The organism is Streptomyces montanisoli (assembly GCF_017813245.1).
GTDB lineage: Bacteria > Actinomycetota > Actinomycetes > Streptomycetales > Streptomycetaceae > Streptomyces > Streptomyces montanisoli.
The window spans coordinates 1-26526 of record NZ_JAGIQL010000093.1; the positions used below are offsets into that span (position 1 = coordinate 1).

A 26526-nucleotide genomic window follows, 5' to 3' on the forward strand; every position below is an offset into this window, starting at 1 on the left:
CCCGCCGCGCGACGCGAGCCGGGCGCCTGCCGCGCCGGGCGCCGCGTGCACCACCGACAGGGACGCGAGCTCGCCGCGCAGCCGGTCGAGGGCGCCGGGCCCCGCCCGCAGCGCGGCCGCCGCCGGACCCGCCTCCGTGTCGTCGACCACACCCGCCGCCGCCAGCCGGCGCACCAGCAGCTCCACGCGCTCCCACGGCAGGCCCCGCGCACGGGCCTCGGCCGCCAGCACCGCCATGGAGCGGGAGCCGTCGAGAAGATCGAGGAAGCCGCCCGTCACCCTGTCGAGAGGCCCCACCCGCACCGCGTGCGCGGGCGTCACCCCGAACTGCACCGTCTGCCCTCGCCATGCCCGCCGCAGTGCGGGCTTCACCATCGGTCGCATCCGCCGTCCCCCGTGTCCGCGCGCACCCGTCGTACGCGCTCTTCATCAGCCTGCACCGCACGGCGACCTCGTGCGGAAAGTTGTCCACAGGCTGGGGGTGGAAGTCATTTCAATGACTCATATCACCGCAAGGTGCGCCCCGGCCCGGGCCCGCGCCGGGTACGGTCATGGCGTGCCAGCCGACCGTCCCGCCCAGCCGGGCCGCGCCCCCCGCGGCGCCTCAGCCGCCCGCGCCGCCGCGAAGGCGGCGACCGCCACGGGCACCTCCGCCACGGGCACCTCCGCTTCGGGCACCTCCGCCACGGGCGCAGCCCCCGCGGACGCCGTCGAGGTGCGCAGGTCCACCCGCCGCCGGCGCACCGTGTCCGCGTACCGCGAGGGCGACAGGACGATCGTGCTGATCCCGGCCCGGATGACGAAGGCCGAGGAGCGGCGCTGGGTGACGGTGATGCTCGACAAGCTCGCCGCCCAGGAGAGCAGGAGGACGTTCGGCGACGACGAGCTCGCCGCGCGTGCGGAGCGCCTCTCGGGCCAGTACTTCGGCGGCAAGGCGCGGCCCGCCGTCGTGCGCTGGGTCACCAACCAGAACACCCGCTGGGGGTCCTGCACCCCCGCCGAGGCCAGCATCCGCCTCTCGCACCGCCTCCAGGGCATGCCGGAGTACGTCGTCGACTACGTCCTGCTGCACGAGCTCGCACACCTCCTCGTCCCGGGGCACGGCCCCGACTTCTGGCGGCTGCTCGACGCCTACCCGCGCACCGAGCGCGCGCGTGGCTACCTGGAGGGCGTCGTGGCCGCCGAGCGTCTGCCGGTCCCACCGGCACCCGACGAGGAGGCGGCCGCGGACGCGGAGTGAGCCCCGGGCGAGCGCGACCGTTTTTGCCGATCCTGTACCGAACGCGCACCGGCCTGCCGCGAACGCGGGCCCAGCGGCTAGCCTGACGCGACGCACACACGTATTCGGGATGGGGGACGGTCCTTACGCATGCCCAGGCAATTCCAGCGCGGACACAAGGCCAAGGTCAGCGATCTCACTCCGGGAACCGACCTGTACGTGGGCGTGCAGATCGCCGGCCCCGGTCTGACGTTCGACATCAGCTGTTTCGGTCTCGACGCCGACGAGCGTCTCTCGGACGACCGCTACTTCGTGTTCTTCAACCAGCCCAAGACCCCCGAGGAATCGGTCCAGCTGCTCGGGGCTCAGGCGGGCGACACGGAGTCGTTCAGGGTGACGCTCGACCGCGTCCCCGCGTCCATCCACAAGCTGTCCTTCACCGCGACCGTCGACGGCGCGGGCCAGATGTCCCAGGTCGGGCCCGGGTACATCAGGATCGTCGCGGGCGGCGAAGAGGTCGTCAGGTACGCCTTCACCGGGGCCGAGTTCTCCACCGAGCGTGCCGTGATGCTGGGCGACTTCTACCGCAAGGACGTCTGGCGGTTCGCCGCCGTCGGCCAGGGTTTCGACGGCGGACTCGACGCGCTGCTCAAGAATTTCGGCGGAGAGGTCGCCGAGGAGCAGGAGGCGCCCCAGCCGTCCGCGGGCGGCCAGGCACCGGGGTTCGCACCTCCCGCCTTCGCCGCCCCCGCCCCACCGCAGGCGCCGCAGGCACCGCAGTCGCAACAGGCGCCCCAGGTACCGCCTCCCGCGCCCCAGCCGCCCCAGCCGCCGCAGCCTTACGCGGCCGAGGGTGCGCCGCCGATCCACGCGGCCCCCACCGTGGTCTCCATGCCGGGCGCCACCCCGCCGCCGTACGGCGACACGGCACCGCCGCCGCCCGCGCCCCCGCCTCCCGCGCCCGGCGCCCCCACCCCGCCGCCCTACGGCCAGGTGCCCGGTCAGGCGCCGGGCCAGGCACAGCCGTTCGGCGCGCCACCGGCTCCGTACGGGCAGCAGCCCCCGGCCGGTCAGGCGCCGTTCGGGCAGCCCCCTCAGCCCATGGGCAACCCGTTCGGCGGCCCCCCGCAGGGCGGTGGCGCGGTCCAGGGGTTCGTGCCGCAGGGCGCGCCGCCGGGAGGGGCCGGTCTGAGCGCCGCGCTCAACCCGTACAAGGAAGCGCCCACAGGCCAGCGGTGGACGGCCCAGAACGGCCACCTCATGCGCGTCGACCTCACCATGGCGGGCGGCGCGCCCGTGCTGGCCCGGCAGGGCAGCATGGTCATGTACCAGGGCAAGGTCGACTTCGGCTACAAGGGCGCCGGGTTCGCCGGCCGCATCGTCGGCAACGCCACCGGCCAGGAGATGCAGCTGATGCGCTGCACGGGACGCGGCCAGGTCTTCCTCGCCGACAACAACGCCCACCTCCACCAGGTCGAGTTGCAGGGCGACGGCATCTGCGTCTCCGCCGAGAACGTCCTCGCCTTCGACGAGTCCCTGAGCTACGAGGTCCGCAGGATCGACGGCCACGGGATCCCCGGCGGCGCCCTGTTCACCATGCTCTTCCAGGGCACGGGCACCGTCGTCGTCAAGACGCACGGAGCCCCCGTCGTCCTGCCCGTCACACCGACCACGTTCGCCGACTGCAACGCCGTCGTCGCCTGGTCGGCAGCGGCCCAGGTCGTCCTGTCCAGCCAGGTCAGGCTGCGCCGCAACGCGTACCCCGGGCACAGCGGGGAGACCGTGAACCTCCAGTTCCGCGGCGCGCCCGGGAACTTCATCGTCGTCCAGCCGTACGAGGTCTGAGGGAGCCCGGCATGACGGAACAGCAGCTCGCGGGCTACGCCCCCACACCGATCGCGGCCAGGATGGAGAACCACGGCAACACCATGCTGAAGGTCGCCATGGCGACCGGCCAGGATCTCTACGCGCGCACCGGATCCATGATCGCGTACGAGGGGTTCATCCAGTACGAGCCCAACCCGCCGTCCGTGCGGCACATGGCGGAGCACTGGGTCACCGGCGAGGGCGCGCCCCTCATGAAGTGCGCGGGGGACGGCCTGCTCTACCTCGCCGACTACGGCGCGCACGTCATCGTCGTCAACCTCGCGAACGACGCGATCTCCGTGAACGGCACCAACGTGCTCGCCTTCGACGCACACCTCCAGTGGGGCGTCGAACGCGTCAAGGGCCTCGCGAAGTTCGCCGGGCAGGGCATGTGGAACGTGCAGATCTCCGGCACCGGCTGGGTCGCCCTGACCTCACGCGGCACGCCCGCCGTGGTGGACTGCGGCAAGGGCGAGGACGAGACGTACGTCGACCCGGACGCGCTGGTCGCCTGGTCACCCAACCTGAAGGTGAAGGGGAAGCGCAGCTTCAAGGCGGGCGCCCTCATCGGGCGCGGCAGCGGCGAGGCCTACCAGATGGCGTTCTCCGGCCAGGGGATCGTCGTCGTACAGCCCAGCGAGGACAGCACGGACCGCCTGCGGATCCGCGGCTGAGAGGGGGAGACACCACCATGCAGAGCCCGCTTTTCGCCTACACGGAAGCGCAGACGCAGGAACGGTACGCGCTGCAGAACAGCCAGCTGCTGCGCGTCGCGCTCACCGGGCAGGACGACGTCCTGGCCCGCAAGGGCGCCATGGTCGCCTACCAGGGGCTGATGGAGTTCGACGGCGAGTACCGCTCCGCCGGGCAGCGCCGCGCCAGGGCGCGCACGGGCGAGGGACTCGACCTGATGCGCGTCTCGGGACAGGGCACCGTCTACCTCGCCAACCTCGCGCAGTACGTGCACATCGTGGACGTCGACCGGGACGGCCTGACGGTCGACAGCGCCTATGTGCTGGCGCTCGACTCGACGCTCCACCACGAGGTCATCGCCGTGGACAGCCAGTACGGCATCTCCGGCACCGGCAAGTACCAGATCAACATCACCGGCACCGGCAAGGTCGCGCTGATGACCTCGGGCAAGCCGCTGATGATGCGTGTCACGCCCGAGACGTACGTCAACGTCGACGCGGACGCGATCGTCGCCTGGTCGACATCGCTGCGGGTGCAGATGCAGGCGCAGACGTACTCGTCGCCCGTGCGGCGGCGGCGCGGCAACACCGGCGAGGGCTGGGAGCTGAGCTTCCTCGGCCAGGGGTTCGCCCTGGTGCAGCCCAGCGAGTTGCTGCCGCCGCAGGACGCGGCGATCGGAGGCGGCATCGCCGCCCAGTTCGGGGTGGGCCAGCAGGGCGCCCGGGGCCAGAACCAGGGCAACGCCTGGAGCTGACGCCGGCCCGCGCGCCCGGCCGGTGGGCGCGCCACCGGCCGGCCCTGGGCGTCCGCCCAGCCCCGGTCCGGCGCCTGGGGCGTCCGCCGCTCCAGCGGCGCAGGGGGGAAGCCGGCGAGCCAGGGGTGGCCGGCTCTGGTCGCCGGCACGCGCGCTTTCGGTACCGTTTCGGCCGGTATGGCCGGGGGCGCTGACCGGGCTGCCCGGCGGGCGGGGCAGTCGGCGCGCCAGGGCGGCCGGTTCGCCCCGCGCCTCGACGATGCGGGGCACGGCATCGTGTTCGGCGGTCCCCCGCCCCGCACCTGTCTACCGCCAGGCCGCACTCGGCCAGGCGCTCAGCTCCGGTCGCCGCCCGGGACAGCCTGCCCGGCGGGCCGGGCGAGACGCGCGCGTGTGGCGGCGAGCAGGCGCCGCACGGACGCGTCGGCGACGTCCGCCACCTCGTCGTAGCCGTACCAGCGCAGATCCAGCGACTCGTCGCTGATCGCCTCGACGGCCCCCTCGGGCGCGATCGCCGCATACTGCACGTCGAAGTGGACGTGGCAGGGCGGCGGGATCGGGTGCCTGTCCAACCGGACGGGCCCGCCGGGCAGCAGGGTGAGCCCCGCGATCCCGGACTCCTCCGCGGCCTCGCGCAGCGCCGCGGCCTCCAGGGAGACGTCGCCGGGCTCGCAGTGGCCGCCCATCTGGAGCCACATGGCGAGCTTGCGGTGCAACGTCAGCAGCACCCGCTCACGCGCCGGGTCGACGACCAGCGCGCTCGCCGTCAGGTGCCCGGCGCCGCACGCCTTCCACATGCCGTCGGGGTGGGCGGCCAGGTGGTCGAGGTACGCCTGGCGCAGCTCGTCCTGTTCCGCGGCGGCGTCATCGCCGGTGCCGTCCCCGTACCCCTTGAGCACGAGAACGGCGTCGTCGTAGAGGCTCACTTCCCGCCGTCGCCCTTGCCCTCGGTCCCGCCCGCGTCAGGGCCGCCCTCGTCGTCCGTGCGGTCCTCGCCGTCCGCCGGCGTCTCCGGCGCCTCGCCCTTCTTCAAGGGGTCGTGCGGCCGCTCGCTGCCGCCGCCCGCCGCCTCGCCGAGCATCTTGTCCAGCTCGGAGAAGTCGATCTGCTCGCGGTGCACGAACCCGTCCGGGTCGTCCAGGTCGGACGCCGTCGGCAGCATGTCCGGGTGCTCCCACAAGCCGTCGCGGCCGTCCACACCGCGCGCGTCCGTCAGGGACGCCCACAGCCGGGACGCGTCACGCAGCCTGCGCGGCCTCAGCTGCAGGCCGATCAGCGTGGCGAACGTCTGCTCGGCGGGCCCGCCGGACGCGCGCCGCCTGCGCAGCGTCTCGCGCAGTGCGTCCGCGCCCGTCAGCCTGGTCTTCGCGGCCTCGTGGACGACCGCGTCCACCCACCCCTCGACCAGCGCGAGCGCCGTCTCGAGACGGGCCAGCGCGGCCTTCTGCTCCGGGGTGTCCTCGGGCTGGAACATGCCCTGCTGGAGAGCCTCCTGGAGCTCCTCCGGGTGCGACGGGTCGAACTGCCCGACCACGTCCTCCAGCTTCGACGTGTCGACCTTGATGCCCCGCGCGTAGCCCTCGACGGCGCCGAAGATGTGCGACCGCAGCCACGGCACGTGCGTGAACAGCCGCTGGTGGGCGGCCTCGCGCAGCGCCAGGTACAGCCGCACCTCCTCCTTCGCCACGCCCAGGTCCTTGCCGAACGCCTCGATGTTCAGCGGCAGCAGCGCGGCCTTGCCGGCCGGGCCGAGCGGCAGGCCGATGTCCGTCGAGCCGACCACCTCACCGGCCAGCACGCCGACGGCCTGCCCCAGCTGCTGGCCGAACATCGCGCCGCCCATGGACCGCATCACGCCGATGAGCGGCCCCGCCATGTCCTGCATCTCGGCGGGCAGCACGTCGCCCATCGCCGCGCCGACCCGCTCGGCCACGGGGTCGACCAGCTGCTGCCACGCGGGCAGCGTCGCCTCGACCCACTCGGCGCGGCTCCACGCCACCGCTGTGTTGGCCCCCGACGGCAGCGACGTCACGCCGTCGAGCCACAGGTCCGCCAGGCGCACGGCCTCGCCGACGGACGCGCGGTCCCCGGCGGTCACGCTCGCGTCCTTCGTGCCGTCCTGGGTGCCCTGCGCCACGGTCTGCCGGGCGATCTGCTTGGCCATGTCCCAGTTGACGGGGCCGCTCCCGGAACTCAGCATCTGGCCCAGCTGCTGGAAGGCCTGCCCCAGGTCGCCGGGGTTGAGGGAGCCGAACATGGCGGCGAAGGGGTTGTCCCCGCCCGCGCCGCCGCTCCCGCCGCCCGGCAGGCCGGGGAACCCGAAACCGAACGGGTTCTGCCCTCCCTGGCCCGGGCCCTGGCCGCCCGGCCCCTGACCGCCGGATCCCTGGCCACCGGAACCCTGACCGCCTCCGTCAGGACCTTTCTTCTTGCCGTCGCCGTCCTCCGGCTCCTCCGGCGGAAGGCCGAATCCGAATGGGGTGTCACTCACGGGTTTCCTCGGCTCGTAAGGCCGCCGGCTTCCTGCCGGCAGCGGCTGCCCTGCACCATCCAGCCTATGCTTCACCGCGCCCTCGGGGCATGGCACGACCTGCGCCTGCCCCGGGGGCGCGCGAGCGATGCGTCCCGCGTCCGGGATCGGCACGTCCACGACCGACACCCGGCCGGCTCCCCGGGCCGTACCCACATCCGCCGGGAACTCTGCGGCAGGATGAACGTCACCTGGTACGTACGCGTCCTTCACGTACGTACTGAAGACAACCGCTGGAGCCGCCCGGTGAGTTCCCCAGAGTCACAGGTTCGCGCTACGCGAAACCACGCAACCCCGAGCAGGTCGCGCGGCCCCGTGGTCGCCGTCACCGGCGCCGCCACGGGGGTCGGCGACCTGCTGACCCGCAGGCTCGCCGCCTCCGCCGAGACCAAGCAGGTCATCGCCATCGACGAGCGGCGCGGCGGCGTCCAGGACGCCACCTGGCACGTCCTCGACGTGCGGGACCCGGCCATCGCGGACCGGCTGCGCGGCGTGGACGTCGTGGTGCACCTGGCGCTCGACCTCGACCTGGAGTCCGACCCGGCCGCGCGCACCGCCTACAACGTGCGCGGCACGCAGACCGTGCTCACCGCGGCCGCCGCCGCGGGCGTGCACCGCGTCGTGCTGTGCACGTCCGCCATGGTCTACGGGGCGCTGCCCGACAACGACGTGCCCCTCTCCGAGGACGCCGAGCTGCGCGCCACCGCCGAGGCGGCCGGCGTCGGCGACCTGCTGGAGATCGAGCGGCTCGGCCGCAGGGCGCCGCGCGCGCATCCGGGCCTCAACGTCACCGTCGTACGGCCGGCCGTGCTCGTCGGCGGCACCGACACCGCGCTCACCCGCTACTTCGAGTCCCCGCGCCTCCTCGTCGTCGCGGGCTCGCGCCCCACCTGGCAGTTCTGCCACGTGGACGACCTGGTCAGCGCCCTGGAGTACGCGGCGCTCGGCAAGGTGGAGGGCGAGTTCGCCGTCGGCTGCGACGGCTGGCTCGAACAGGGCGAGGTCGAGGAGCTCACCGGCATCCGCCGCATGGAGCTGCCGTCCGCGGTCGCACTGGGCGCGGCCGCCAGGCTGCACAGGATCGGCCTCACCCCGTCCCCGGCCGGCGACCTCGCGTACACGATGTACCCCTGGGTGGTCAGCGTGAGCGCCTTGCACGACGCGGGCTGGCGGCCGCGCTGGACGAACGAGGAAGCGCTCGCCGCGCTGCTCGAAGAGGTCGAGGGCAGGCACACCGTGGCGGGCCGCAGGCTCGGCCGCAAGGACGCCACGGCCGCGGGGGCCGCCGGCGCGACGGTGGCGCTGCTGGGCACGGCCGCGGTGGTGCGCAGGGTGCGCAAGGCCCGCCGCCGGCTGTAGCGGCGCGAGGCGGACGTCCGCAGCGGGCGCCCGCAGCGGACATCTGTAGCAGTACGCAGCGGACGTACGGCACGATGGACCTCATGGCAACCACACAGGACCGTACGGACCACCCGGGCGAGCGCGGTAGCGACCAGCCGCTGCGCCTGCTGGCGATCCGGGACACCCCGCTCAGCCTCGACGAGGTCTTCGCCGCGGTGGGCGACGCGGCGGCGGGCGGCACGGCCCTCTTCGTCGGCACGGTGCGCGACCACGACTCGGGGGCCGACGTCGAGGCCCTCGGCTACTCGCACCACCCCTCGGCCGAGGCGGAGCTGCGCCGGGTCGCGGAGAAGGTGGCCGCCGACTTCCCGGTGCGCGCGCTGGCCGCCGTCCACCGTGTGGGCGATCTGAGCGTGGGCGACCTGGCCGTGATCGTCGCGGTCGCCTGCCCGCACCGCGCCGAGGCCTTCGCGGCGTGCCGCAGGCTGATCGACGACCTCAAGCACGAGGTCCCCATCTGGAAGCACCAGTCGTTCACGGATGGCACCGAGGAGTGGGTCGGGGCGTAGCCCCCTCGTTAGGGGGTGGCGGACGGGCGCTGTCCCCGTAACCCGCACGGGGCATCTTGTCCGATTTGCGTAACCACTCCACGCCCAGCAGCGTTAGCTCTACAGAACGTAAATCTGTAGATCAAATCTGCTGACTGGGACGGGAGATCGCGATGGCCGTGCTCACCTGGTTGCTGATCCCTGTCGTCGCCGCCCTAGGCGCCGCGATATGGGGAAGCTGGGCCTCCAAGAGCCACACGATGGGCGACATAGCCGAGCTCAACGGCTACGCCCGCTTCCGTGACGCCATGGAGCGTGACCCCGCCGAGTAGCCGTGCGGCCGCCCCGGCCCGCGCGGTGCGCTCACAGGCCCTTCCCGTACTGTCGAGCCATGCCGCGCCGTACCGTGACGATGCTCGCGTCCACCCTCGTCCTGATCGCCCTCCTGTGCGTGGGCGCCCTCACGAAGGTGCCGTACGCCGAGATGAGCCCCGGGCCCACGGTGAACACCCTGTCGAGCCCCGGCGGCAAGCCGGTCCTCCAGATCTCCGGGCACAAGACGTACCCGACCTCTGGCCACCTGAACATGGTCACGGTCCGCGTGACGCAGGCCGACTACCGCATGAACATCGTGGAGGCCGTCTACGGCTGGCTGGCCCACGACGACGTGGTCGTCCCGCACGACACGCTCTACCCGAACGGGCAGACCGAGCAGCAGTCGTCGCAGGAGAACGCCGAGGAGTTCAGCCAGTCCCAGGAGAGCGCGAAGGTCGCGGCGCTCAAGGAGCTGCACATCCCGGTCGTCTCGCACGTCAACGTCGCGAGCGTGCTGAAGAACAGCCCGGCCGAGGGCAAGCTCCACGCGGGCGACCTGATCGAGGCCGTGGACGGCACGAAGGTCACGCGCCCCGACCAGGTCGCCGGGCTCGTCACCCGGCACAAGCCCGGCCAGGACGTCGTCTTCACGGTGGTGCCGGCCAAGACCGCGGCCGCCGCCAAGAAGGCCGGCAAGGAGCCCTCGGGCAGCCGCAAGGTCACCGTGAAGACGGCGCTCTCGCACGACAGCGGCAAATCGCGCGCCATCGTCGGCATCGCGGCGGGCACGGACCACACCTTCCCGTTCGACATCGACATCAAGCTGGCCGACGTCGGAGGCCCGAGCGCCGGGATGATGTTCTCCCTCGGGCTGATCGACGAGCTGACGCCCGGCTCGCTCACCGGCGGCAAGTTCGTGGCCGGCACGGGCACCATCGACGACAAGGGCACGGTGGGGCCCATCGGCGGCATCGCGATGAAGATGATCGGCGCGCGCGACGCGGGTGCGCGGTACTTCCTCGCGCCGTCCGACAACTGCAAGGAAGCCGCGGCGGACACCCCGAAGGGGCTCACCCTCGTCAGGGTCAAGAACCTCTCGGACGCCAAGGCGTCCGTCGACAAGATCCGCACCGGCGACACGGCCGGCCTGCCCAGCTGCTCGGCAGGCTGACCGCGCCGCGTGCCCCGTGTCCTGCTCGTCCTGCCCTTAAAGCCTCGTCCAAGGGCCTCGTCCTACTATCCGAAGGTGGCGGCCAGCGCCTCCGCAAGACCGGGCACGAGCCCGGAACCGGTCAGCACCTCGCCGGCCGAGTCCTTCTCGCGCAGCCGCAGCGCCGACTCGCGCGTGCCGTCGCGCAGCACGGCCACCGTCATGCGCACCTCCTGCCGCTCGGGGTGGCGCGCGACCCACGCGCCGAGCGCGGCCTCGTCGAGCCCCTCCGGAATGCTCGACTCCGCTGACGGCGGCAGCATCAGGCGCTCGACGGCGAGCGCGCAGCCCGCGACCGCGTCGGGCCAGGCGATCGTGGCGAGGAACTCGTCCAGGGCGGCGCCCGCGGGGATCTCCTCCTGCTCGACAGGGGTGAGGGGGGCGACTTCGTCGCCGTCGTCAAGGCCCAGCTGGGCCGCGAGTTCGGGTTCGTCCGCACGCATGCGTTCGCTGTCCACGAGTGCGAACAGGTGGGCGGGCTGGTCCCAGCCGAGGCCTGCCGCGTACTCGTCGATCTCGAGCACGGCCCGCGTCAGCGGGGTCGCGGCCATCGGGGTCCCTGAGGGGGAAACGTTCGACATGACCAATATCCTGCCCTCTTCGGGCCCTCGGGTGGGAACTGGATAAGCCCTCAGTAAGTTGCATGGTGGGGTCCTGCGATCGCCTGGACCGATGAGCACGCCCCAGCCGGCCCCGGCCCACGACCCTTCCTCCGGTTGCCCCGGAGGGCAGTTACCAGACTTTTTCGAGGTGCGCACGTTGGCTTTCCAGATGCCGGACCGCGGCGGAGGCCCGACCGGGTCACGGACGAGGGTGGGGCGGCCGTCAGGACGCGTGCGGTTCCTGCTGATGGTCCTGGGGCTGCTGGCCGTGCTCGCGATGGCCTTCGTGATGTTCTCGGGCTTCTGGACGGACTGGCTCTGGTACCGCTCGGTCGACTACTCGTCGGTGTTCACCACGACGCTGTGGACGAAGATCGGCCTCTTCGGCGTCTTCGGCCTCATCATGGCGGTGGCCGTCGGCTTCAACATCTGGCTCGCCCACCGGCTGCGCCCGCCGCTGAGCGCGATGTCCACGGAGCAGCAGAGCCTCGACCGCTACCGGATGAGCATCGCGCCGTACAAGAAGTGGGTGCTGTCCGCGGTCACGGCGCTGGTCGGGCTGATCGCCGGCGCCTCGGCGTCCGGCCAGTGGCGCACCTGGCTGCTGTGGGTCGACGGCGTGCCGTTCGGCAAGCGCGACCCGCAGTTCCACCTGGATGTGTCCTTCTACGCGTTCGACCTGCCGTGGTACCGCTTCCTGCTGGGGTTCGGCTTCGCCGCGGCCGTCCTCTCCGTGGTCGCCGCCGCCCTCACGCACTACCTGTACGGCGGGCTGCGGATGACGAGCCCGGGCGCGCGCGCCACGGCGGCCGCCACGAGCCACCTGTCCGTGCTGATCGGCCTCTTCGTGTCCCTGAAGGCCGTGGCGTACTGGCTCGACCGCTACGGCCTCGCCGTCAAGTCGAGCGGCTTCAAGTCGACCGACGCCTGGACGGGCCTCAGGTACGTCGACGCCAACGCCTACCTGCCGGCGAAGACGATCCTGTTCTGCATCGCGGTGATCTGCGCCGTGCTGTTCTTCGCGACGCTGTGGCGCCGCACCTGGCAGCTGCCGCTGATCGGCTTCGGCCTGATGGTGCTCTCGGCGATCCTCATCGGCGGCCTCTACCCGGCGATCGTGCAGAAGTTCACGGTCCAGCCGAACGAGCAGGCCAAGGAGGCGCCGTACATCCACAAGAACATCAAGGCCACGCGCGCCGCGTACGGCATCGACCACACCGAGGTGACGGACTACTCCGGCAAGGGCGGCGCGGCCCCCGCGGACGAGCAGCGCAAGGCCGCGGACTCGGCGGCCAGCTACCGCCTCGTCGACCCGAACATAGTCTCGCCTGCGTTCCAGCAGGTACAGCAGTCGCGCAAGTACTACCAGTTCCCCTCGACGCTGAACGTCGACCGGTACAAGGACCCGTCGACGGGGAAGCTGCAGGACACCATCGTCGGCGTGCGCGAGCTGAACGTCGCCGGTATCCCGAAGCACAACTGGATCAACGACCACTTCACCTACACCCACGGCTACGGCTTGATCGCCGCCAAGGGCACCAACGCGGTCACCGACCCGTCACAGGGCACCGTCGGCGCCCCCGACTTCACCGAGTCGGGCCTGCCCACGACGGGCCAACTGGGGCCGATCAGGCATCCGCAGATCTACTACGGCGAGAAGACGACCCAGTACTCGATCGTGGGCGGCCCGCAGAAGGAGCTCGACTACGAGACGAAGGGCGGGAACACCAAGACCACCAGCTACCAGGGCGACAGCGGGGTCTCGCTGGCCAATCCGCTGAACAGGGCCGCCTACGCGGTCGCCTTCAGCGAGCCGCAGATGCTCTACTCCGGCGCCATCGGCAAGGGTTCGCGGATCCTCTACAACCGGACGCCGAAGGACCGCATCGAGGCCGTCGCGCCCTGGCTGACGCTGGACGGCGACGCCTACCCGGCCGTGGTGGACGGCCACATCAAGTGGATCGTGGACGCCTACACCACGACGGACAGCTATCCGTACTCCTCCCGCACGACGCTCGGCGACACCACCGAGGACTCGCTCACGAACCACTCGCGTTCGGTGGTGGCCCAGCAGAACCAGGTCAACTACATCCGCAACTCGGTGAAGGCGACCGTCGACGCGTACACCGGCAAGGTCACGCTGTACCAGTGGGACGACCAGGATCCGGTGCTCAAGACGTGGATGAAGGCGTTCCCCGGCACGGTGCGGCCCAAGGCTGACATCCCGGCAGGCCTCAAGGCCCACCTGCGGTACCCGCAGGACCTGTTCAAGGTGCAGCGTGAGCTGCTGACGCGCTACCACGTCAGGGACGCGGCCCAGTTCTACAGCGGCAGCGACGCCTGGCAGGTGCCCGACGACCCGACCACCAGCTCCAACAGCGCGGTCCCGCCGTACTACCTGAGCCTGAAGATGCCCAAGCAGAAGAACCAGACGTTCTCGCTGACGTCGACGTTCACGCCGAGCGGCAGGCCGAGCCTCAGCGGCTTCATGGCCGTCGACTCGGACGCGACCAGCAGCGACTACGGGAAGATCAGGATCCTCAGAGTCACCGGCGACAACGTGCCGGGCCCTGGACAGGTGCAGAGCAAGGTCAGCGGCAGTACGGACGTGGCCGAGTTCGTCAAGAACCTGAAGGGCAGCAACTCGGACATCGAGTACGGCAACTTGCTCACGGTCCCGGTCGACAACGGCTTCCTGTACGTCGAACCCGTCTACACCAAGGGCGGCAACCACCGGGCGGGCAGCCAGAACTATCCGCTGCTGAAGAAGGTGGCGGCCTCCTACGGCGATGGCAAGCCCGTCTTCGAGGACTCGCTGGGCGACGCGCTCAACGCGGTGTTCGGCACGGACGAACAGCCGCCCTCGACGGCACAGCCGCCGGGCAAGCAGACGAAGCCGCCCGCCGACGACAAGGCGCTCCAGCAGGCGATCCAGGACGCCCAGCAGGCCGAGGCCGACAGCAAGAAGGCGCTTACCCACCTCGACAAGGACGGCTGGGCGGCATACGGCAAGGCGCAGCAGGAGCTGCAGAACGCCCTCGACCGGGCGGCCGAGCTGGAGGGCAGCTCGGCCGGGTCCGGTGCCGGCAGCGGTGGTGGCAGCGGCTGACGTGCTCCGACCTGCTCGCTTCGTGCAGGACCCGCTCCCGCGCCGTGGTACGGTTGATCCACAACGGCGCGGGGTGGAGCAGCTCGGTAGCTCGCTGGGCTCATAACCCAGAGGTCGCAGGTTCAAATCCTGTCCCCGCTACTGCAATACGAGGGCCCGGATCCAACAGGATCCGGGCCCTCGTCGCGCGTTTGTGCGGAGTGTGTGGCGGTTGGTGCCGAGACCGCCCTACCGTGTTTGACTTATCTCCCTGTGGGCATGTCGACAAAACGCTGAAGTGACCTTGCGGTCCGCGATATACCAGAGGTGAGCGGGTAGCAGGTGATGCGACGATAGGTTTTATGGGGGATAGGACAACTCTGTTGGAGACAGGGCGGTTTGCGCGGAGGCGTACCGAAGTCGGGTCAGGCGTCGGTACGCTCGCCTCGGCCGCCCTCATCGAGTCGGCCGACCCCATGGAGCCCACGGAGGTCATGGACCAGGCCGAGCAGACCGAGGCCGAGGCGGAGGCACGCCACAGAGCCGCGGCACAAGCGGGTGACACGGCGGCGGCGAGCGCACTCGGCGCCCTGCTGCTGCGCCGTGGCGACCTCGACGGGGCCGAGCCCCACCTGCGGTCCGCCACCTCGGAAGGCGACCGCGCCGCCGCCAACAACCTCGGCGTCCTGCTGCACCAGCGCGGCTACGCCGATGAGGCGGCGGGCTGGTGGCGCGTGGCCGCCGTCGCCGGCTCCGCCGCGGCCGCCCACGCGCTCGGCAAGCACTTCCGCGAGCGCGGGGACGAGCCGGGCGCCGAGTACTGGCTGCGCCAGTCCGCCGAGCAGGGCCACGCGTCCGGCGCCTACGCCCTCGCCGACCTGCTCGAACACCGCAGCGACATCGGGGCGGAGCGCTGGCTGCGCGCCGCCGCGGAGCGCGGGCACCGCGAGGCCGCGTACCGCCTCGCGCTCGGACTCGAGCGGCGGGCCAGGGAGCGTACGCGCCCGGCGGCGCAGGCCGCGTCCCAGGCATCCGTCGAGGACGCCGAGCACTGGTACCGGCAGGCAGCCGCCCGCGGGCACCGCCGCGCCGCGCTGCACCTCGGCGCGATCCTGGAGCGCCGCGGCGAGCTCAAGGAGGCCGGGCGCTGGTACCTGAGCTCCGCCAAGGACGGCGAGCCGAAGGCGGCGAGCGCCCTCGGCTTCCTGCTGCGCGACGCGGGCGACCAGGAGTCCGCCGCCGTCTGGTGGCTGCGCGCCGCCCAGGACGGCGACGGCTCCGCCGCCAACGCGCTGGGCGCGCTGCACGCCGCGCGCGGCGAGCAGCAGACCGCCGAGCGCTGGTACCGCACCGCCATGGACGCGGGTGACGTCAACGGCGCGTACAACCTCGCGCTGCTGTGCGCGGCCCAGGACCGGGCCGCGCAGTCCGAGCAGTGGTACCGGCGCGCCGCGTACGCCGGCCACCGCGAGGCCGCCAACGCGCTCGCCGTCCTGCTCCTCCAGGCGGGGGACGCGGCGGGCGCCGAGCCGTGGTTCTCCAAGGCGGCCGAGGCCGGCAGCGTGGACGCCGCCTTCAACCTCGGCATCCTGTACGCGAGCCGGGACGAGGACGCGGCCGCCCTGAAGTGGTACGACCGCGCCGCCTGCGCGGGCCACACCGAGGCCGCGCTCCAGGTCGCGATCGCCTGCCTCAGGGACGGCGACGAGCGCACGGCCGAGCGCCACCTGCGGTGCGCCGCGGGCGGCGGCAGCGCCGAGGCCGCCTACCGGCTCGCGATGCTGCTCGACGCGCGCCGCCCGCCTGCCGCGCCGCCCGCGCTGGGCGAGTCGCAGCTGCGGACCGAGAAGACCGAGTGCGAGCTGTGGTACGAGCGCGCCGCCGACCAGGGGCACGTACGCGCCCAGGTGCGCGCGGGCATGCTGGCCGCACGGCGCGGCGACACCGAGGGCGCGGCCCGCTGGTACCGGGAGGCCGCCGAGGCGGGCAGCCGCAGCGGCGCGTTCAACCTCGGCCTGCTGCTCGTGCGCGAGGGCGACGACGCCGAGGCCGTGCTGTGGTGGACGCGCGCGGCGCAGGCCGGCCACGGCAGGGCGGCGCTGCGGCTCGGGCTGCTCGCGGCCAGGGGCGGCGAGCTGGCCGAGGCCCAGCTGTGGTGCACGCGCGCGGCGGAGCTCGGCCCGGCCGAGGTCGCGGAGCGCGCGGCGAAGCTGCTCGCCGCGCTCCAGCAGGAGCTCACGGCCTGAGGGGCTCGGCGGGGGAGCGGCAGATGAGCTGCGGATGAGCTGCGGATGAGCTGCGGGAAAGGGATTTGCCCCGGCGGGCGAGGGTGACGTAGTGTCGTGTTCACCGACGCGGGGTGGAGCAGCTCGGTAGCTCGCTGGGCTCATAACCCAGAGGTCGCAGGTTCAAATCCTGTCCCCGCTACTGAAAACCTTGAGTCCCGTATCTCCTCGGAGATACGGGACTCAAGGCTGTGTGTGCTTCAGGCGCCGGCCGCGCAGTCCGGGCACAGCCCCCGGTAGGTGACCTCGACGTCCGAGACGGTGAAGCCGAAGCGCTCGTCCGCGGGCAGCTGGCTCAGCGGGTCGCCCGAGGTGTGCACGTCGCGGATGGTGCCGCAGCGGGCGCAGACCAGATGCTGGTGGGGGCGGTGCGCGTTCGGGTCGTACCGCTTGGCCCTGCGGTCGGTGGTCACCTCGACCACCTCGCCGAGGGAGACCATCTCGCCGAGCGTGTTGTAGACCGTCGCCCGGGAGATCTCCGGCAGCCGGCCGGCCGCGCGCGCGTGCACCTCGTCCGCCGTCAGGTGCACGTGCTCGCCGTCGAGGACCTCGGCCACCACGCGGCGCTGCGCCGTCATGCGCCAGCCGCGCTCGCGCAGTCGTTCCAACAGGTCACTCATGGGGTCAGCCTAACAGTGGGGGACGGGAATCCCGAGATCAGTACGAGTTTGGACGTGCGCTTGACTTGGACACTGTCCATTGTACGATCGGCTCAGATGACTTCGGCGAGCGGCCGGAGGCCGCGGTCCAGGCCCTCCGCGGCCGGCCCCGCTCACCGGACGCGGAGGAGGCCGGGCCCCAAGGGGTCCGGCCTCCTCGTGTACGCGCTCAGCACGTTCCGGGTGTGCGCCACCGCGCGCCGCGTGCTCCCTACCGCTCGCCCAGGTAGCCGAGCAGCGTGTCGTGCAGGATGCCGTTCGACGCCGCCGCGTCGCCGCCGTACGGCCCGTCGGTGCCGTTGAGCCCGGTGAACCGCCCGCCCGCCTCCTGGACGACGATCGACGGCGCGGCCATGTCCCACAGCGACAGCTCGGGCTCCGCACACATGTCGACGGAGCCCTCCGCGACCATCATGTACTGCCAGAAGTCGCCGTACCCGCGCGTGCGCCAGCACGCCCTCGTCAGGTCAAGGAAGCCGTCGAGACGCCCCCGCGCCTCCCAGCCGCTGAGCGACGAGTGGGCGAACGACGCGTCGCCGAGCGCCGACACCCGCGACACCCGCAGCGGCGTCGCGGCCGACAGGCTGCGGCCGGTGAACGCGCCGCCGCCGAGCTCGGCCCACCAGCGGCGGCCGAGCGCGGGCGCCGACACGACCCCGACGACCGGCTCGTAGCCGCCCTCGCCCGCGACCGTCAGCGCGATCAGCGTCGCCCACACCGGCACGCCGCGCACGTAGTTCTTGGTGCCGTCGATCGGGTCGACCACCCAGCGGCGCGGCCCCGTGCCCGCCACGCCGAACTCCTCGCCGAGTACCGCGTCTCTGGGGCGGGCGCGCTGGAGACTGCCCCGGATCAGCTCCTCGGCGGTCCTGTCCGCCTCGCTCACCGGCGTCATGTCCGGTTTCGTCTCGACCTTGAGGTCGAGTGCCTTGAACCGGTCCATCGTCGCGGCGTCGGCGGCATCGGCCAGCACATGGGCCAGGCGCAGATCATCGTGGTAGTCGGACATGGCCGTCACAGTACCGGGGGCGGCCGTGCGGCCCGTCCGCGTCAGTGACCGGAGCCCGAAAGCTGAAGGCCGATCACGCCGAGGATGACGAGCGTGATGGACACGAGCTTGAGCGTCGAGACGAGGTCGCCGAGGAAGACCATGCCGTAGACCGTGGTCCCCGCCGCGCCGATGCCCGTCCACACCGCGTAGGCGGGGCCGACGTCCAGCTTGCGCAGCGACAGCGTCAGCAGGCCGAAGCTGCCGAGCGCGAAGCTCGCGAAGGCGATCGTGGGCCACAGCCGGGTGAAGCCGTGCGACAGCTTCAGGCAGACGGCGAACCCCGTCTCCAGCAGCCCCGCGACCACGACCAGCAGCCACGCCATCGTCGTCAGCCTCCCGGGTCCGTGACCGCTTCGTCTCGCTCGTGCGATTATGCACTTACCAGCGCCGGGCACGTGCAAACTATCCCGGCGCTACCGGCCTCCCGCCGGCCGGGGCCACGCTCAGTCGCCCTCGTGGTGCCTGACCTCCAGCAGCCTGCGCAGCGAGTAGAGCCTCGCCGGGTCCGCGTGGCCATCCGCCACCCACGCGTCCAGCGCGCAGTCCGGCTCGTCGTGGCTGCACGCGCGCGGGCAGCCCTCCGTGCCGTCCACCAGGTCGGGGAAGGCGAGGATCACCCGGGACGGGTCGACGTGGGCCAGACCGAACGACCTGATGCCCGGCGTGTCGACGACCCAGCCGGCCGCGCCGGCGAGCGGCAGCGCGAGCGCCGAGACCGTGGTGTGCCTGCCGCGCCCGGTGACGGCGTTCACGCCGCCCGTCACCCGATGCCGCTCCTTGGCGACGAGCGCGTTGACGAGCGTCGTCTTCCCGACGCCCGAGTGGCCGACGAACGCGGTCGTACGGTCCTCCAGGTGCGCGCGCACCCGCTCGGCGCCCCCGTCGGCCAGCTCGTCGCGCCGGGTGACCACATAGCGCAGGCCGAGCGGCCGGTACGTTTCGAGCAGCGGCTCCGCGGGCGCGAGGTCCGACTTCGTCAGGACGAGCAGCGGTTCCAGCCCCCCGTCGTACGCGGCCACCAGCGCCCGGTCGATGAGCCTGGGGCGCGGCTCAGGATCGGCGAGCGCCGTCACGATGGCCAGCTGGTCGGCGTTGGCGACGATCACGCGCTCGTACGGGTCGTCGTCGTCCGCGGTGCGCCGCAGCACCGACGTGCGCGGCTCGATCCGCACGATCCGCGCGAGCGTGTCCTTCCTGCCCGACAGGTCCCCGACGAGGCCGACCCTGTCGCCCACCACGGCCGCCTTGCGGCCCAGTTCGCGCGCCTTCATCGCCACCACGGTCCGGTCCTCGACGAGGCAGGTCAGGCGGCCGCGGTCGACGGTGAGCACCATGCCCTCCGCCGCGTCCTCGTGCTTCGGCCTGATGTTCGTGCGCGGCCTGCTGCCCCTGGGGTTGGGGCGGCTGCGGATGTCGTCCTCGTCGGGGTTCTTGCCGTAGCGGCGCATCGCGTCAGGCTCCCGCGCCCGCTCCGGGGCCCGGGTCGCCGCCGCTCGCGGACCCGGACCCGGCCTCGGACCGGGACCCGGACCCGGACCCGGACCCGGACCCGGCCAGCATCCCGGTCCACATACGCGGGAAGTCGGGCAGCGTCTTCGCCGTCGTGCCCACGTTCTCGATCTCGATGCCGGGGACGACCAGGCCGAGCACGGCGCCCGCGGTGGCCATGCGGTGGTCGTCGTACGTGTGGAACACGCCGCCGTGCAGCGGGCGCGGCCTGATCACCAGGCCGTCGGCGGTCTCCGTCACGTCGCCGCCCAGCTCGTTGATCTCCTTCGTCAGCGCCGCGAGCCGGTCCGTCTCGTGCAGCCGCAGGTGGGCCACGCCGCGCAGGGTGGAAGGGGAGTCCGCGAGCGCGGCGACCGCCGCGATGCCCGGCGTCAGCTCGCCGACCTCGCTCAGGTCGGCGTCGATGCCGTGGACGCGGCCGCTGCCCGCGAAGGTGAGGGCCGTGCCGTCGGACGTGGAGACGATGCCGCACGATCCGCCCATCCGGGTGAACAGCGACCGCAGGGCGTCGCCCGGCTGCGTGGTGCGCGTCGGCCAGTCGGGGATCGTCACCCGGCCGCCCGTGACCAGCGCCGCCGCGAGGAACGGCTGCGCGTTGGACAGGTCGGGCTCCACGGTCAGGTCGCGGCCGAGCACCGCGCCGCTCGTGACCCGCCACACGTTCCGCTCGCCGCCGGTCTCCGGCTCGTCGACCTGGGCGCCGACGGCGCGCAGCATGTCGACCGTCATCCGGATGTGCGGCATCGAGGGCAGCACGGGACCCACGTGCCGCACCTCCACGCCCTGGTTGTAGCGGGGCGCGGACAGCAGCAGGGCCGAGACGAACTGGGACGACGCGGAGGCGTCGATCTCGACCCGCCCGCCGTCGAGCGCGCCGCCGCCGTGCACCGTCAGCGGCAGGCAGCCGCGGTTCTCGTCGTCGATGCGGGCGCCGAGCGTGCGCAGCGCCTCGATGACGACGCCGAGCGGGCGCTCGTACGAACGCGGGTCGCCGTCGAAGTGGACCGGACCGTCGGCGAGCGCGGCGACCGGCGGCAGGAACCGCATCACGGTGCCCGCGTTGCCCACGCCGATCTCGGCGGGTCCGTGCAGGCCCGCCGGGATGATCCGCCAGGCCTCGCCCGTGGTCGCCGCCTGCCCGCTGTCGCCCATGCCGCGCGACGTCTGTGACGACGAGGGGATGGTCTCCTCGATCCCGACGCCCATGGCGCGCAGCGCGTCCGCCATCAGCAGCGTGTCCCGCGACCGCAGCGGCCTGCGCAGCCAGCCGGGCTCGGCGGCGAGGGCCGCGAGCACCAGGGCCCGGTTGGTGACCGACTTCGATCCGGGCACGGTGACCGTCGCTTCGACGGCTCCCGTGGCATGCGGGGCGGGCCAGAGGGCGGACTGCACGGAACTCTCGGTCATGGCCCTCACTTTAATGGCTGGACCGCCACTCGGATTCCTGTCAAAAGCGCCGAAACAGGTGCGTAGGGCCTACACGCCCAGCAGCCAGCGGCCGCCGCCGATCAGGCAGCACAGCGACACCGCGTGGAAGAGGAAGAACCAGAGCCCCGCGCCGACGCCCGTCAGCCGTGCGAGCTGATCGGCGTCGGAATCGCCCGCGCCGCCCCTGCGCCGCTTGGACTGCAGCTCGAACGCGGGCCGCACGCCGCCGAGCAGCAGGAACCACACCACCGTGTAGGAGAAGGCGGCCTGCACCTGGGGCGAGGTCAGCCAGGACACCAGCACGAACGCCGCGCCCGCCACGAGCACGGTCAGCACCCCGTACGCGTTGCGGATCATCACGAGCATCGCGACCAGCAGCACCGTCGCCGACCACAGCAGCAGCGTGATGTGGTGCGCTGCCAGCAGCCAGGCGCCGCCGAGCCCCAGCAGCGGCGGCGCGGTGTAGCCGGCGGCGGCGGTGAGGACCATGCCGAGGCCGGTCGGCTTGCCGCGGCTCACCGTCAGGCCCGACGTGTCCGAGTGCAGCCGTATGCCCTGCAGCGTGCGCCCCATGGCCAGCGCCACCAGGCCGTGGCCTCCCTCGTGGGCGATCGTCACCGCGTTGCGGGTGACGCGCCACACCCCGTGCGGCACCGCGCAGGCCAGCGCGACCAGGCCCGTCACGATCACCAGCCAGGCGTCGGGGCCGGGTTGCGTGCCGAAGACGCGGTCCCACAGGTCGTCCATCGTGCGCTCCTGTCAGGGGCGGGCGGGCTTTGCGTGGAGCTGGCAGTGTGCCAAAGCCCGCTGAGAACGGCCTCGGCCGGGCCTGTGCGGACTCCCGGGCGGCGGCCTTGGACGCTCGTCACGGCGAGCACTTAGGGTTGTCCGTCCGGGGCCGGTGGGGCCGCGGCTCGTGAGGACGCCGGAGGGGTGGCTGAAGGGCATGTGCGGCCGGTACGCGGCGAGCAGGCGGCCCGAGGACCTCGCGGGGGTCTTCGGCATCGAGCGGTGGGACCCCGAGGAGGCCCTGGCCCCCGACTGGAACGTGGCGCCCACCAAAGAGGTCTACGCGGTCCTCGACCGTGTGCCGAAGGAGGAACCCGCCGCCGGGCCCGTACGCCAGCTGCGGACGCTGAAGTGGGGGCTCGTGCCGTCCTGGTCGAAGACCCCCGAGGGCGGCGCCCGCATGATCAACGCACGCGCGGAGACCGTCCACGAGAAGTCCTCGTACCGCAGGCCGTTCGCCGCCCGCCGGTGCATCCTGCCCGCCGACGGCTACTACGAGTGGATGACCGGCGCCGACGAGCGGCGGCTCGAGGAGAAGGGGCGCGGCAAGCGGCCACGCAAGCAGCCGTACTTCGTCACACCCGTGGACGGCTCGGTCATGGCACTCGCCGGGCTCTACGAGTTCTGGCGCGACAAGACGCTCCCCGACGACCACCCGCGCGCCTGGTGGGTGACGTGCACGGTGATCACCACGGAGGCCGAGACGGCGCCGTTCGCCGACGCCGACGCTCGTTCCGACGCCGGCGCCGACGCCCGTTCGGACGCCGGCGGGCAGGGCCCGCGGTCGCTGTCCGACATCCACCCGCGGATGCCGCTGATGCTCACCCCCGACCGGTGGGACGCGTGGCTCGACCCGGCACGCACGGACGTGGACGCCCTGCGCCCGCTGCTGGAACCGCCACCCGCCGGGCTGCTGCGGGCCTTCCCGGTGGCGACGTCGGTCTCCGACGTGCGCAACAACGGGCCCGAACTGGTGACGGAGCTGGAGGCACCGGAGGAGTCCACACTCTTCTGACGCCGACGGCACATCGTCCGGCGCCGACGGCACATCGTCCGGCACCTGCGGCACGTCCGGCGCCGGGGACGCGCGCGTGCGAGGCACCATGGCCGCATGAGCAGCCACACCGCCACCGACATCGAGAGCGTCGACACCCTCGCCGGGCCCGCGCACATCACCTGGCACCGCTCACCGAAACCCCGCCTCGCCCTGGCGCTCGGCCACGGCGCGGGCGGCGGCATCGAGGCGCGCGACCTGACCGCGCTCGCCGCCGCGCTGCCCTCCCAGGGCGTGACGGTCGCCCTGGTGGAGCAGCCCTGGCGGGTCGCGGGCAAGAAGGTGGCCCCCGCGCCGAAGACCCTGGACACCGCGTGGCGGGCGCTGTGGCCCGCGCTGGCTGAGCCGGGGCTGCCCGTCGTCGCCGGCGGCCGCAGCGCGGGCGCGCGCGTCGCCTGCCGCACGGGGCGCGAGCTCGGCGCCGTCGCGGTGCTCGCCCTGAGCTTCCCGCTGCACCCGCCGGGCAGGCCGGAGAAATCACGCGCCGACGAACTCCTGCTGACCGGCGTGCCCACCCTGGTGGTCCAGGGCGGAGCCGACCCCTTCGGCAAGCCCGCCGAGTACCCGGACGGCGACTTCGACCTGGTGGAGATCGCCCACGCCGACCACGCTTTCGCGGTGCCCAAGCGCGCGCCTCTCGGCCAGGACGAGGCGCTGGAGACCCTGACCGAGGCCGTGGCGACCTGGCTGGGACGGCTCGGGAATGCCCGCGGTGCGGCTTCTGTTCATCAAAGCACCGGCGGTGCCAGCCGGTGAACCGAGCAGGAAGAGGGAGTCCCGTCTCATGGGTCCTACCATGTGCCCGCGCCGCTCCGGCCCCGTCCGCTCCGGCGGCGACGGCCTGGAATGGACGGTGATGTCCGCGGGCAGGAGCACCTCCGCCGCGGCCGCCTCCGCGGCGGACGCGAAGACCTCGAACCCCCGCGGTCGACTATTCTCCGATGCGAGTGGGGCCGGGTTCGGCTCCGCGACCGCATTGGAGGAGGTGGGTCCGGTCACTGGGACTGAATCAGGGACGGCTGGTACGGACGACGGACGCATCGAAGAGACCGCTGCCGAGCGCAGCGCCCGATTCGAGCGTGACGCCTTGGGCTACCTCGACCAGATGTACTCGGCCGCCCTGCGCATGACGCGCAACCCGGCGGACGCCGAGGACCTCGTGCAGGAGACGTACGCCAAGGCGTACGGGTCGTTCCACCAGTTCCGCGAGGGCACGAACCTCAAGGCCTGGATGTACCGCATCCTCACGAACACGTTCATCAACTCGTACCGCAAGAAGCAGCGCGAACCCCAGCGCAGTGCCGCCGAGGAGATCGAGGACTGGCAGCTGGCGCGCGCCGAGTCGCACTCGTCCACCGGCCTGCGCTCTGCCGAGGCCGAGGCGCTCGACAGGCTGCCCGACTCCGACGTGAAGACCGCCCTCCAGGCGATCCCCGAGGAATTCCGCATCGCGGTGTACCTCGCCGATGTCGAGGGGTTTGCCTACAAGGAGATCGCGGACATCATGGGGACACCCATCGGCACGGTGATGTCCCGGCTCCACCGCGGCCGCCGTCAGCTGCGCGGCATGCTGGAGGACTACGCACGTGACCGCGGGCTGGTCCCGGCGGGTGCCGCCGGTAAGTCGTCCGACAACGGGAAAGGCGCGGGCTCATGAGCTGCGGAGAGCCGCATGAGACGGATTGCGCCGAGGTACTCGACCACCTCTACGAGTTCCTCGACCACGAGATGCCCGACAGTCAGGGGCACAAGTTCGAGGAGCACTTCGAGGAGTGCTCGCCGTGCCTGGAGAAGTACGGGCTCGAACAGGCCGTGAAGAAGCTCGTGAAGCGCTGCTGCGGCCACGACGACGTGCCGAGCGACCTGCGGGACAAGGTCATGGGACGGATCGACCTCATCAGGTCGGGGCAGAAACCGCCCAGCACCGACGTGTCCACGGAGGCCCAGGGCCCCCGCGCCGCCGCCGAATAGCACACCGCAGCCCCCGAACGGCCGCTCGGCCGCCGCGCGTCGCCACTGTCACCCGAAGGTGCTAATCGACCGCGTTCGCGGGCGGCCGCCCGTCCCGCTCACTAGCCTGACCCGTTGTCCGGGCCGACCCACGTCGCCCCACCCACCTCGGCTCGCCGACGTGTGGTCCGGCCCACAACCGGGGTTCGGGCGACAAGGGGGCGGGGGACGCCGTGAAGGCCATTCCGGGCGCGGCGCGCGCGTACATCCTGGGCACGGCGCTCCTCGCGGGCGCCTGCCTCGCACCGGCCGCCCACGCGGCCGGCACTCCCTGGCGCGCGGTCGTCCCGCTCGCCGTCCTCTACGCGCTGTGCGAGTCGCCGGCGCTGATCCGCCACCGGTGGCCGGGCGCCGCGCGCGCCGTCGACGACGCCGCGCCGATCGCCGCCGGATCGTTCTTCCCCGTCCTGCTTGCGGCCGCCTTCCTGCTGCCGCCCGCGTCCGCCGCGCTCGTCGCCGTGCCGGGAGCGCTGCTCGGCCGCGTGGAACGGCGTCCGTACGCGGCGCGCAGGGTGTGGCGCGCCGCCCAGCTCGCGCTGGCCGCCTGGGCGGCCGCACGCGCGCAGACCGCGTTCGGCGGCCCTGTCGCCCTCGGTGGCGGCGGCTACGGGCTGACGACGCCCGACTTCCCGTACGTGCTGCTGCCCGCGGCGGCCGCCGCCCTCGCGTTCTGCCTCGTGCTCGCCGCCCTCGACGGCGGCATCCTCGCCACGGCCGAGGGCGTGCCGCCGCGCGGCGCGTGGCGCGGCCTGTTACCGCGTTCGCTCGCGGCCCACGGCGTGCACGCGCTGGCCGGGCTGATGATGGCGGTGCTGTGGCGCAGCCCCTACGGGCCGCTGTCGTCGCTGTTCGTGCTGCTGCCCATGTACATCTCCTGCTGGGTCTTCGCGCAGTACCACCGCGAGCGCGCCGCCCACCAGGCCACGATCAGGGCGCTCGTGCAGGCCGTCGACATCAAGGACAAGTACACCCGCGGCCACAGCGAACGGGTCGGCCGCGCCTCGGCGATGATCGCGGCTGAGCTCGGCATGGACCGCGACCGCCTCGAAGTGCTCCGCTTCGCCGGCATCCTGCACGACGTCGGGAAGCTGGGCGTGCCCACGCGCGTGCTGCGCAAGGACGGCCCGCTCACCCCGCAGGAGCGGCGGGTGATCGAGCTGCACCCCGAGTACGGGCACGAGATCGTGCGCGGCATCGCGTTCCTCGGCGAGGCGCGGTCCGCGATCCTGCACCACCACGAGCGCATGGACGGCAGCGGCTACCCCTACGGGCTCGCCGGCGACGAGATCCCGGAGTTCGCGCGGGTGGTGGCCGTGGCGGACGCGTTCGACGCGATGACCTCGACGCGCTCCTACCGCAGGGCGCGGCCCGTCGAGACGGCCCTCGCCGAGCTGCGGCGGTGCGCGGGCACCCAGTTCGACCCGGAGATCGTCGGGGCGATGGTGCGGGCACTGGCGCGGCACGGCTGGGAGACCACCGTCACGGCCGACGAGGGCGGCGGCGGGCGGGCCGTGCTGGGCGCGCCGCGCCCCTCGGCGCCCGCCTCCGCGAGCGCGGGCCGCCGCGGAGGCACCC

The 26526-nt window shown here is 72.7% G+C and carries 24 protein-coding genes, 2 tRNA genes and 1 pseudogene; 17 read left to right on the top strand and 10 right to left on the bottom strand.

Annotation, left to right across the window (positions count from 1 at the left end; translation table 11 throughout):
- Positions 1 to 375, bottom strand: a pseudogene (locus JFN87_RS20935) (ThiF family adenylyltransferase); the annotation flags it as partial.
- Between the two features lie 181 nt (positions 376 to 556).
- Between JFN87_RS20935 and JFN87_RS20940 the strand changes: the two are divergent.
- The 4 genes from JFN87_RS20940 (at position 557) to JFN87_RS20955 (ending at position 4532) form a co-directional block, all read left to right on the top strand.
- On the top strand, positions 557 to 1240 hold the full coding sequence (locus tag JFN87_RS20940; protein ID WP_209342165.1) for a M48 metallopeptidase family protein: 684 nt from the start codon (positions 557 to 559) through the stop codon (positions 1238 to 1240).
- A gap of 129 nt (positions 1241 to 1369) precedes the next feature.
- Positions 1370 to 3064 carry a TerD family protein gene (locus tag JFN87_RS20945; RefSeq protein ID WP_209342167.1) on the top strand — a complete coding sequence of 565 codons (1695 nt, stop codon included), beginning with the start codon at positions 1370 to 1372 and terminating at the stop codon, positions 3062 to 3064.
- An 11-nt stretch (positions 3065 to 3075) separates the two neighbouring features.
- Entirely contained in the window at positions 3076 to 3759 is a 684-nt protein-coding gene (locus JFN87_RS20950) for an AIM24 family protein (protein WP_209342169.1), read from the top strand.
- Between the two features lie 17 nt (positions 3760 to 3776).
- Entirely contained in the window at positions 3777 to 4532 is a 756-nt protein-coding gene (locus JFN87_RS20955; protein WP_209342172.1) for an AIM24 family protein, read from the top strand.
- A 335-nt stretch (positions 4533 to 4867) separates the two neighbouring features.
- Here the strand turns inward: JFN87_RS20955 and JFN87_RS20960 are convergent, their stop codons facing one another.
- The gene (locus tag JFN87_RS20960; RefSeq protein WP_209342174.1) at positions 4868 to 5458 is read right to left on the bottom strand and encodes an NUDIX hydrolase; all 591 of its coding nucleotides are present in this window, start codon (positions 5456 to 5458) and stop codon (positions 4868 to 4870) included.
- A complete protein-coding gene (locus JFN87_RS20965; RefSeq protein WP_209342175.1) occupies positions 5455 to 7023 on the bottom strand; it encodes a zinc-dependent metalloprotease in 1569 nt (522 codons plus the stop codon). Before JFN87_RS20965 ends, JFN87_RS20960 begins: the two co-directional genes overlap by 4 nt.
- A gap of 285 nt (positions 7024 to 7308) precedes the next feature.
- Here JFN87_RS20965 and JFN87_RS20970 point away from each other — a divergent pair, with 285 nt between their 5' ends.
- From JFN87_RS20970 to JFN87_RS20985, 4 genes are all read left to right on the top strand, one after another.
- The gene (locus tag JFN87_RS20970) at positions 7309 to 8421 is read left to right on the top strand and encodes an SDR family oxidoreductase (protein ID WP_209342177.1); all 1113 of its coding nucleotides are present in this window, start codon (positions 7309 to 7311) and stop codon (positions 8419 to 8421) included.
- A gap of 74 nt (positions 8422 to 8495) precedes the next feature.
- Positions 8496 to 8972, top strand: a complete 477-nt coding sequence (locus tag JFN87_RS20975) for a molybdenum cofactor biosynthesis protein MoaE (RefSeq protein ID WP_209342179.1) — start codon at positions 8496 to 8498, stop codon at positions 8970 to 8972.
- A gap of 158 nt (positions 8973 to 9130) precedes the next feature.
- A complete protein-coding gene (locus tag JFN87_RS20980) occupies positions 9131 to 9283 on the top strand; it encodes a hypothetical protein (RefSeq protein WP_209342206.1) in 153 nt (50 codons plus the stop codon).
- Between the two features lie 59 nt (positions 9284 to 9342).
- Positions 9343 to 10437, top strand: a complete 1095-nt coding sequence (locus JFN87_RS20985; RefSeq protein WP_209342181.1) for a YlbL family protein — start codon at positions 9343 to 9345, stop codon at positions 10435 to 10437.
- Positions 10438 to 10502: 65 nt separating this feature from the next.
- On the opposite strand, the gene JFN87_RS20990 is transcribed toward JFN87_RS20985, so the two are convergent.
- Positions 10503 to 11057 carry a PPA1309 family protein gene (locus tag JFN87_RS20990; protein ID WP_209342183.1) on the bottom strand — a complete coding sequence of 185 codons (555 nt, stop codon included), beginning with the start codon at positions 11055 to 11057 and terminating at the stop codon, positions 10503 to 10505.
- 190 nt (positions 11058 to 11247) lie between these two features.
- Between JFN87_RS20990 and JFN87_RS20995 the strand changes: the two genes are divergently transcribed.
- The 4 genes from JFN87_RS20995 to JFN87_RS21010 all read left to right on the top strand — a co-directional run bounded on the left by JFN87_RS20995 (position 11248) and on the right by JFN87_RS21010 (position 16593).
- Positions 11248 to 14187, top strand: coding sequence for a UPF0182 family membrane protein (locus tag JFN87_RS20995; RefSeq protein WP_209342204.1), 2940 nt, complete (start codon positions 11248 to 11250; stop codon positions 14185 to 14187).
- A 67-nt stretch (positions 14188 to 14254) separates the two neighbouring features.
- Positions 14255 to 14328: transfer RNA gene (locus JFN87_RS21000), tRNA-Met, on the top strand.
- A gap of 314 nt (positions 14329 to 14642) precedes the next feature.
- The gene (locus tag JFN87_RS21005) at positions 14643 to 16412 is read left to right on the top strand and encodes a tetratricopeptide repeat protein (protein ID WP_372449264.1); all 1770 of its coding nucleotides are present in this window, start codon (positions 14643 to 14645) and stop codon (positions 16410 to 16412) included.
- Positions 16413 to 16519: 107 nt separating this feature from the next.
- A tRNA-Met gene (locus JFN87_RS21010) sits at positions 16520 to 16593 on the top strand.
- 58 nt (positions 16594 to 16651) lie between these two features.
- Here JFN87_RS21010 and JFN87_RS21015 read toward each other — a convergent pair.
- The 6 genes from JFN87_RS21015 to JFN87_RS21040 form a co-directional block, all read right to left on the bottom strand.
- On the bottom strand, positions 16652 to 17071 hold the full coding sequence (locus JFN87_RS21015; RefSeq protein WP_030899390.1) for a Fur family transcriptional regulator: 420 nt from the start codon (positions 17069 to 17071) through the stop codon (positions 16652 to 16654).
- Positions 17072 to 17321: 250 nt separating this feature from the next.
- Complete coding sequence (gene hisN, locus JFN87_RS21020; RefSeq protein ID WP_209342187.1) at positions 17322 to 18119, bottom strand: histidinol-phosphatase; 798 nt, start codon at positions 18117 to 18119, stop codon at positions 17322 to 17324.
- Positions 18120 to 18160: 41 nt separating this feature from the next.
- A complete protein-coding gene (locus JFN87_RS21025) occupies positions 18161 to 18484 on the bottom strand; it encodes a DMT family transporter (RefSeq protein ID WP_209342189.1) in 324 nt (107 codons plus the stop codon).
- Positions 18485 to 18604: 120 nt separating this feature from the next.
- The gene (rsgA, locus tag JFN87_RS21030; RefSeq protein ID WP_209342191.1) at positions 18605 to 19609 is read right to left on the bottom strand and encodes a ribosome small subunit-dependent GTPase A; all 1005 of its coding nucleotides are present in this window, start codon (positions 19607 to 19609) and stop codon (positions 18605 to 18607) included.
- Between the two features lie 4 nt (positions 19610 to 19613).
- Positions 19614 to 21077 carry a 3-phosphoshikimate 1-carboxyvinyltransferase gene (gene aroA / locus JFN87_RS21035; RefSeq protein ID WP_209342195.1) on the bottom strand — a complete coding sequence of 488 codons (1464 nt, stop codon included), beginning with the start codon at positions 21075 to 21077 and terminating at the stop codon, positions 19614 to 19616.
- 69 nt (positions 21078 to 21146) lie between these two features.
- Positions 21147 to 21845 (bottom strand): M50 family metallopeptidase, encoded by a 699-nt coding sequence (locus JFN87_RS21040; RefSeq protein ID WP_209342197.1) that lies wholly within the window; start codon positions 21843 to 21845, stop codon positions 21147 to 21149.
- A 199-nt stretch (positions 21846 to 22044) separates the two neighbouring features.
- Here JFN87_RS21040 and JFN87_RS21045 point away from each other — a divergent pair, with 199 nt between their 5' ends.
- The 5 genes from JFN87_RS21045 to JFN87_RS21065 all read left to right on the top strand — a co-directional run.
- Positions 22045 to 22902, top strand: coding sequence for an SOS response-associated peptidase (locus tag JFN87_RS21045; protein WP_209342205.1), 858 nt, complete (start codon positions 22045 to 22047; stop codon positions 22900 to 22902).
- A gap of 96 nt (positions 22903 to 22998) precedes the next feature.
- Positions 22999 to 23697, top strand: a complete 699-nt coding sequence (locus JFN87_RS21050) for an alpha/beta hydrolase family protein (RefSeq protein ID WP_209342199.1) — start codon at positions 22999 to 23001, stop codon at positions 23695 to 23697.
- Positions 23698 to 23926: 229 nt separating this feature from the next.
- Positions 23927 to 24598: a sigma-70 family RNA polymerase sigma factor gene (locus JFN87_RS21055; RefSeq protein WP_030899410.1), complete on the top strand. Its 672-nt coding sequence runs from the start codon at positions 23927 to 23929 to the stop codon at positions 24596 to 24598.
- Positions 24595 to 24912: a mycothiol system anti-sigma-R factor gene (gene rsrA / locus JFN87_RS21060; RefSeq protein WP_209342201.1), complete on the top strand. Its 318-nt coding sequence runs from the start codon at positions 24595 to 24597 to the stop codon at positions 24910 to 24912. The genes JFN87_RS21055 and rsrA overlap by 4 nt, the downstream gene beginning before the upstream one ends.
- A gap of 212 nt (positions 24913 to 25124) precedes the next feature.
- The coding region (locus JFN87_RS21065) for an HD-GYP domain-containing protein (RefSeq protein WP_209342203.1) at positions 25125 to 26526 on the top strand (1402 nt) is incomplete at its 3' end.

Coding starts and splice junctions, on each gene's coding strand:
- JFN87_RS20945 (WP_209342167.1), top strand. CDS start 1,370: ATGCCCAGGCAATTCCAGCGCGGACACAAGGCCAAGGTCAGCGATCTC.
- JFN87_RS20950 (WP_209342169.1), top strand. CDS start 3,076: ATGACGGAACAGCAGCTCGCGGGCTACGCCCCCACACCGATCGCGGCC.
- JFN87_RS20955 (WP_209342172.1), top strand. CDS start 3,777: ATGCAGAGCCCGCTTTTCGCCTACACGGAAGCGCAGACGCAGGAACGG.
- JFN87_RS20975 (WP_209342179.1), top strand. CDS start 8,496: ATGGACCTCATGGCAACCACACAGGACCGTACGGACCACCCGGGCGAG.
- JFN87_RS20985 (WP_209342181.1), top strand. CDS start 9,343: ATGCCGCGCCGTACCGTGACGATGCTCGCGTCCACCCTCGTCCTGATC.
- JFN87_RS20990 (WP_209342183.1), bottom strand. CDS start 11,057: ATGTCGAACGTTTCCCCCTCAGGGACCCCGATGGCCGCGACCCCGCTG.
- JFN87_RS20995 (WP_209342204.1), top strand. CDS start 11,248: ATGCCGGACCGCGGCGGAGGCCCGACCGGGTCACGGACGAGGGTGGGG.
- JFN87_RS21005 (WP_372449264.1), top strand. CDS start 14,643: ATGGAGCCCACGGAGGTCATGGACCAGGCCGAGCAGACCGAGGCCGAG.
- JFN87_RS21015 (WP_030899390.1), bottom strand. CDS start 17,071: ATGAGTGACCTGTTGGAACGACTGCGCGAGCGCGGCTGGCGCATGACG.
- hisN (WP_209342187.1), bottom strand. CDS start 18,119: ATGTCCGACTACCACGATGATCTGCGCCTGGCCCATGTGCTGGCCGAT.
- JFN87_RS21025 (WP_209342189.1), bottom strand. CDS start 18,484: ATGGCGTGGCTGCTGGTCGTGGTCGCGGGGCTGCTGGAGACGGGGTTC.
- rsgA (WP_209342191.1), bottom strand. CDS start 19,609: ATGCGCCGCTACGGCAAGAACCCCGACGAGGACGACATCCGCAGCCGC.
- aroA (WP_209342195.1), bottom strand. CDS start 21,077: ATGACCGAGAGTTCCGTGCAGTCCGCCCTCTGGCCCGCCCCGCATGCC.
- JFN87_RS21040 (WP_209342197.1), bottom strand. CDS start 21,845: ATGGACGACCTGTGGGACCGCGTCTTCGGCACGCAACCCGGCCCCGAC.
- JFN87_RS21045 (WP_209342205.1), top strand. CDS start 22,045: ATGTGCGGCCGGTACGCGGCGAGCAGGCGGCCCGAGGACCTCGCGGGG.
- JFN87_RS21050 (WP_209342199.1), top strand. CDS start 22,999: ATGAGCAGCCACACCGCCACCGACATCGAGAGCGTCGACACCCTCGCC.
- rsrA (WP_209342201.1), top strand. CDS start 24,595: ATGAGCTGCGGAGAGCCGCATGAGACGGATTGCGCCGAGGTACTCGAC.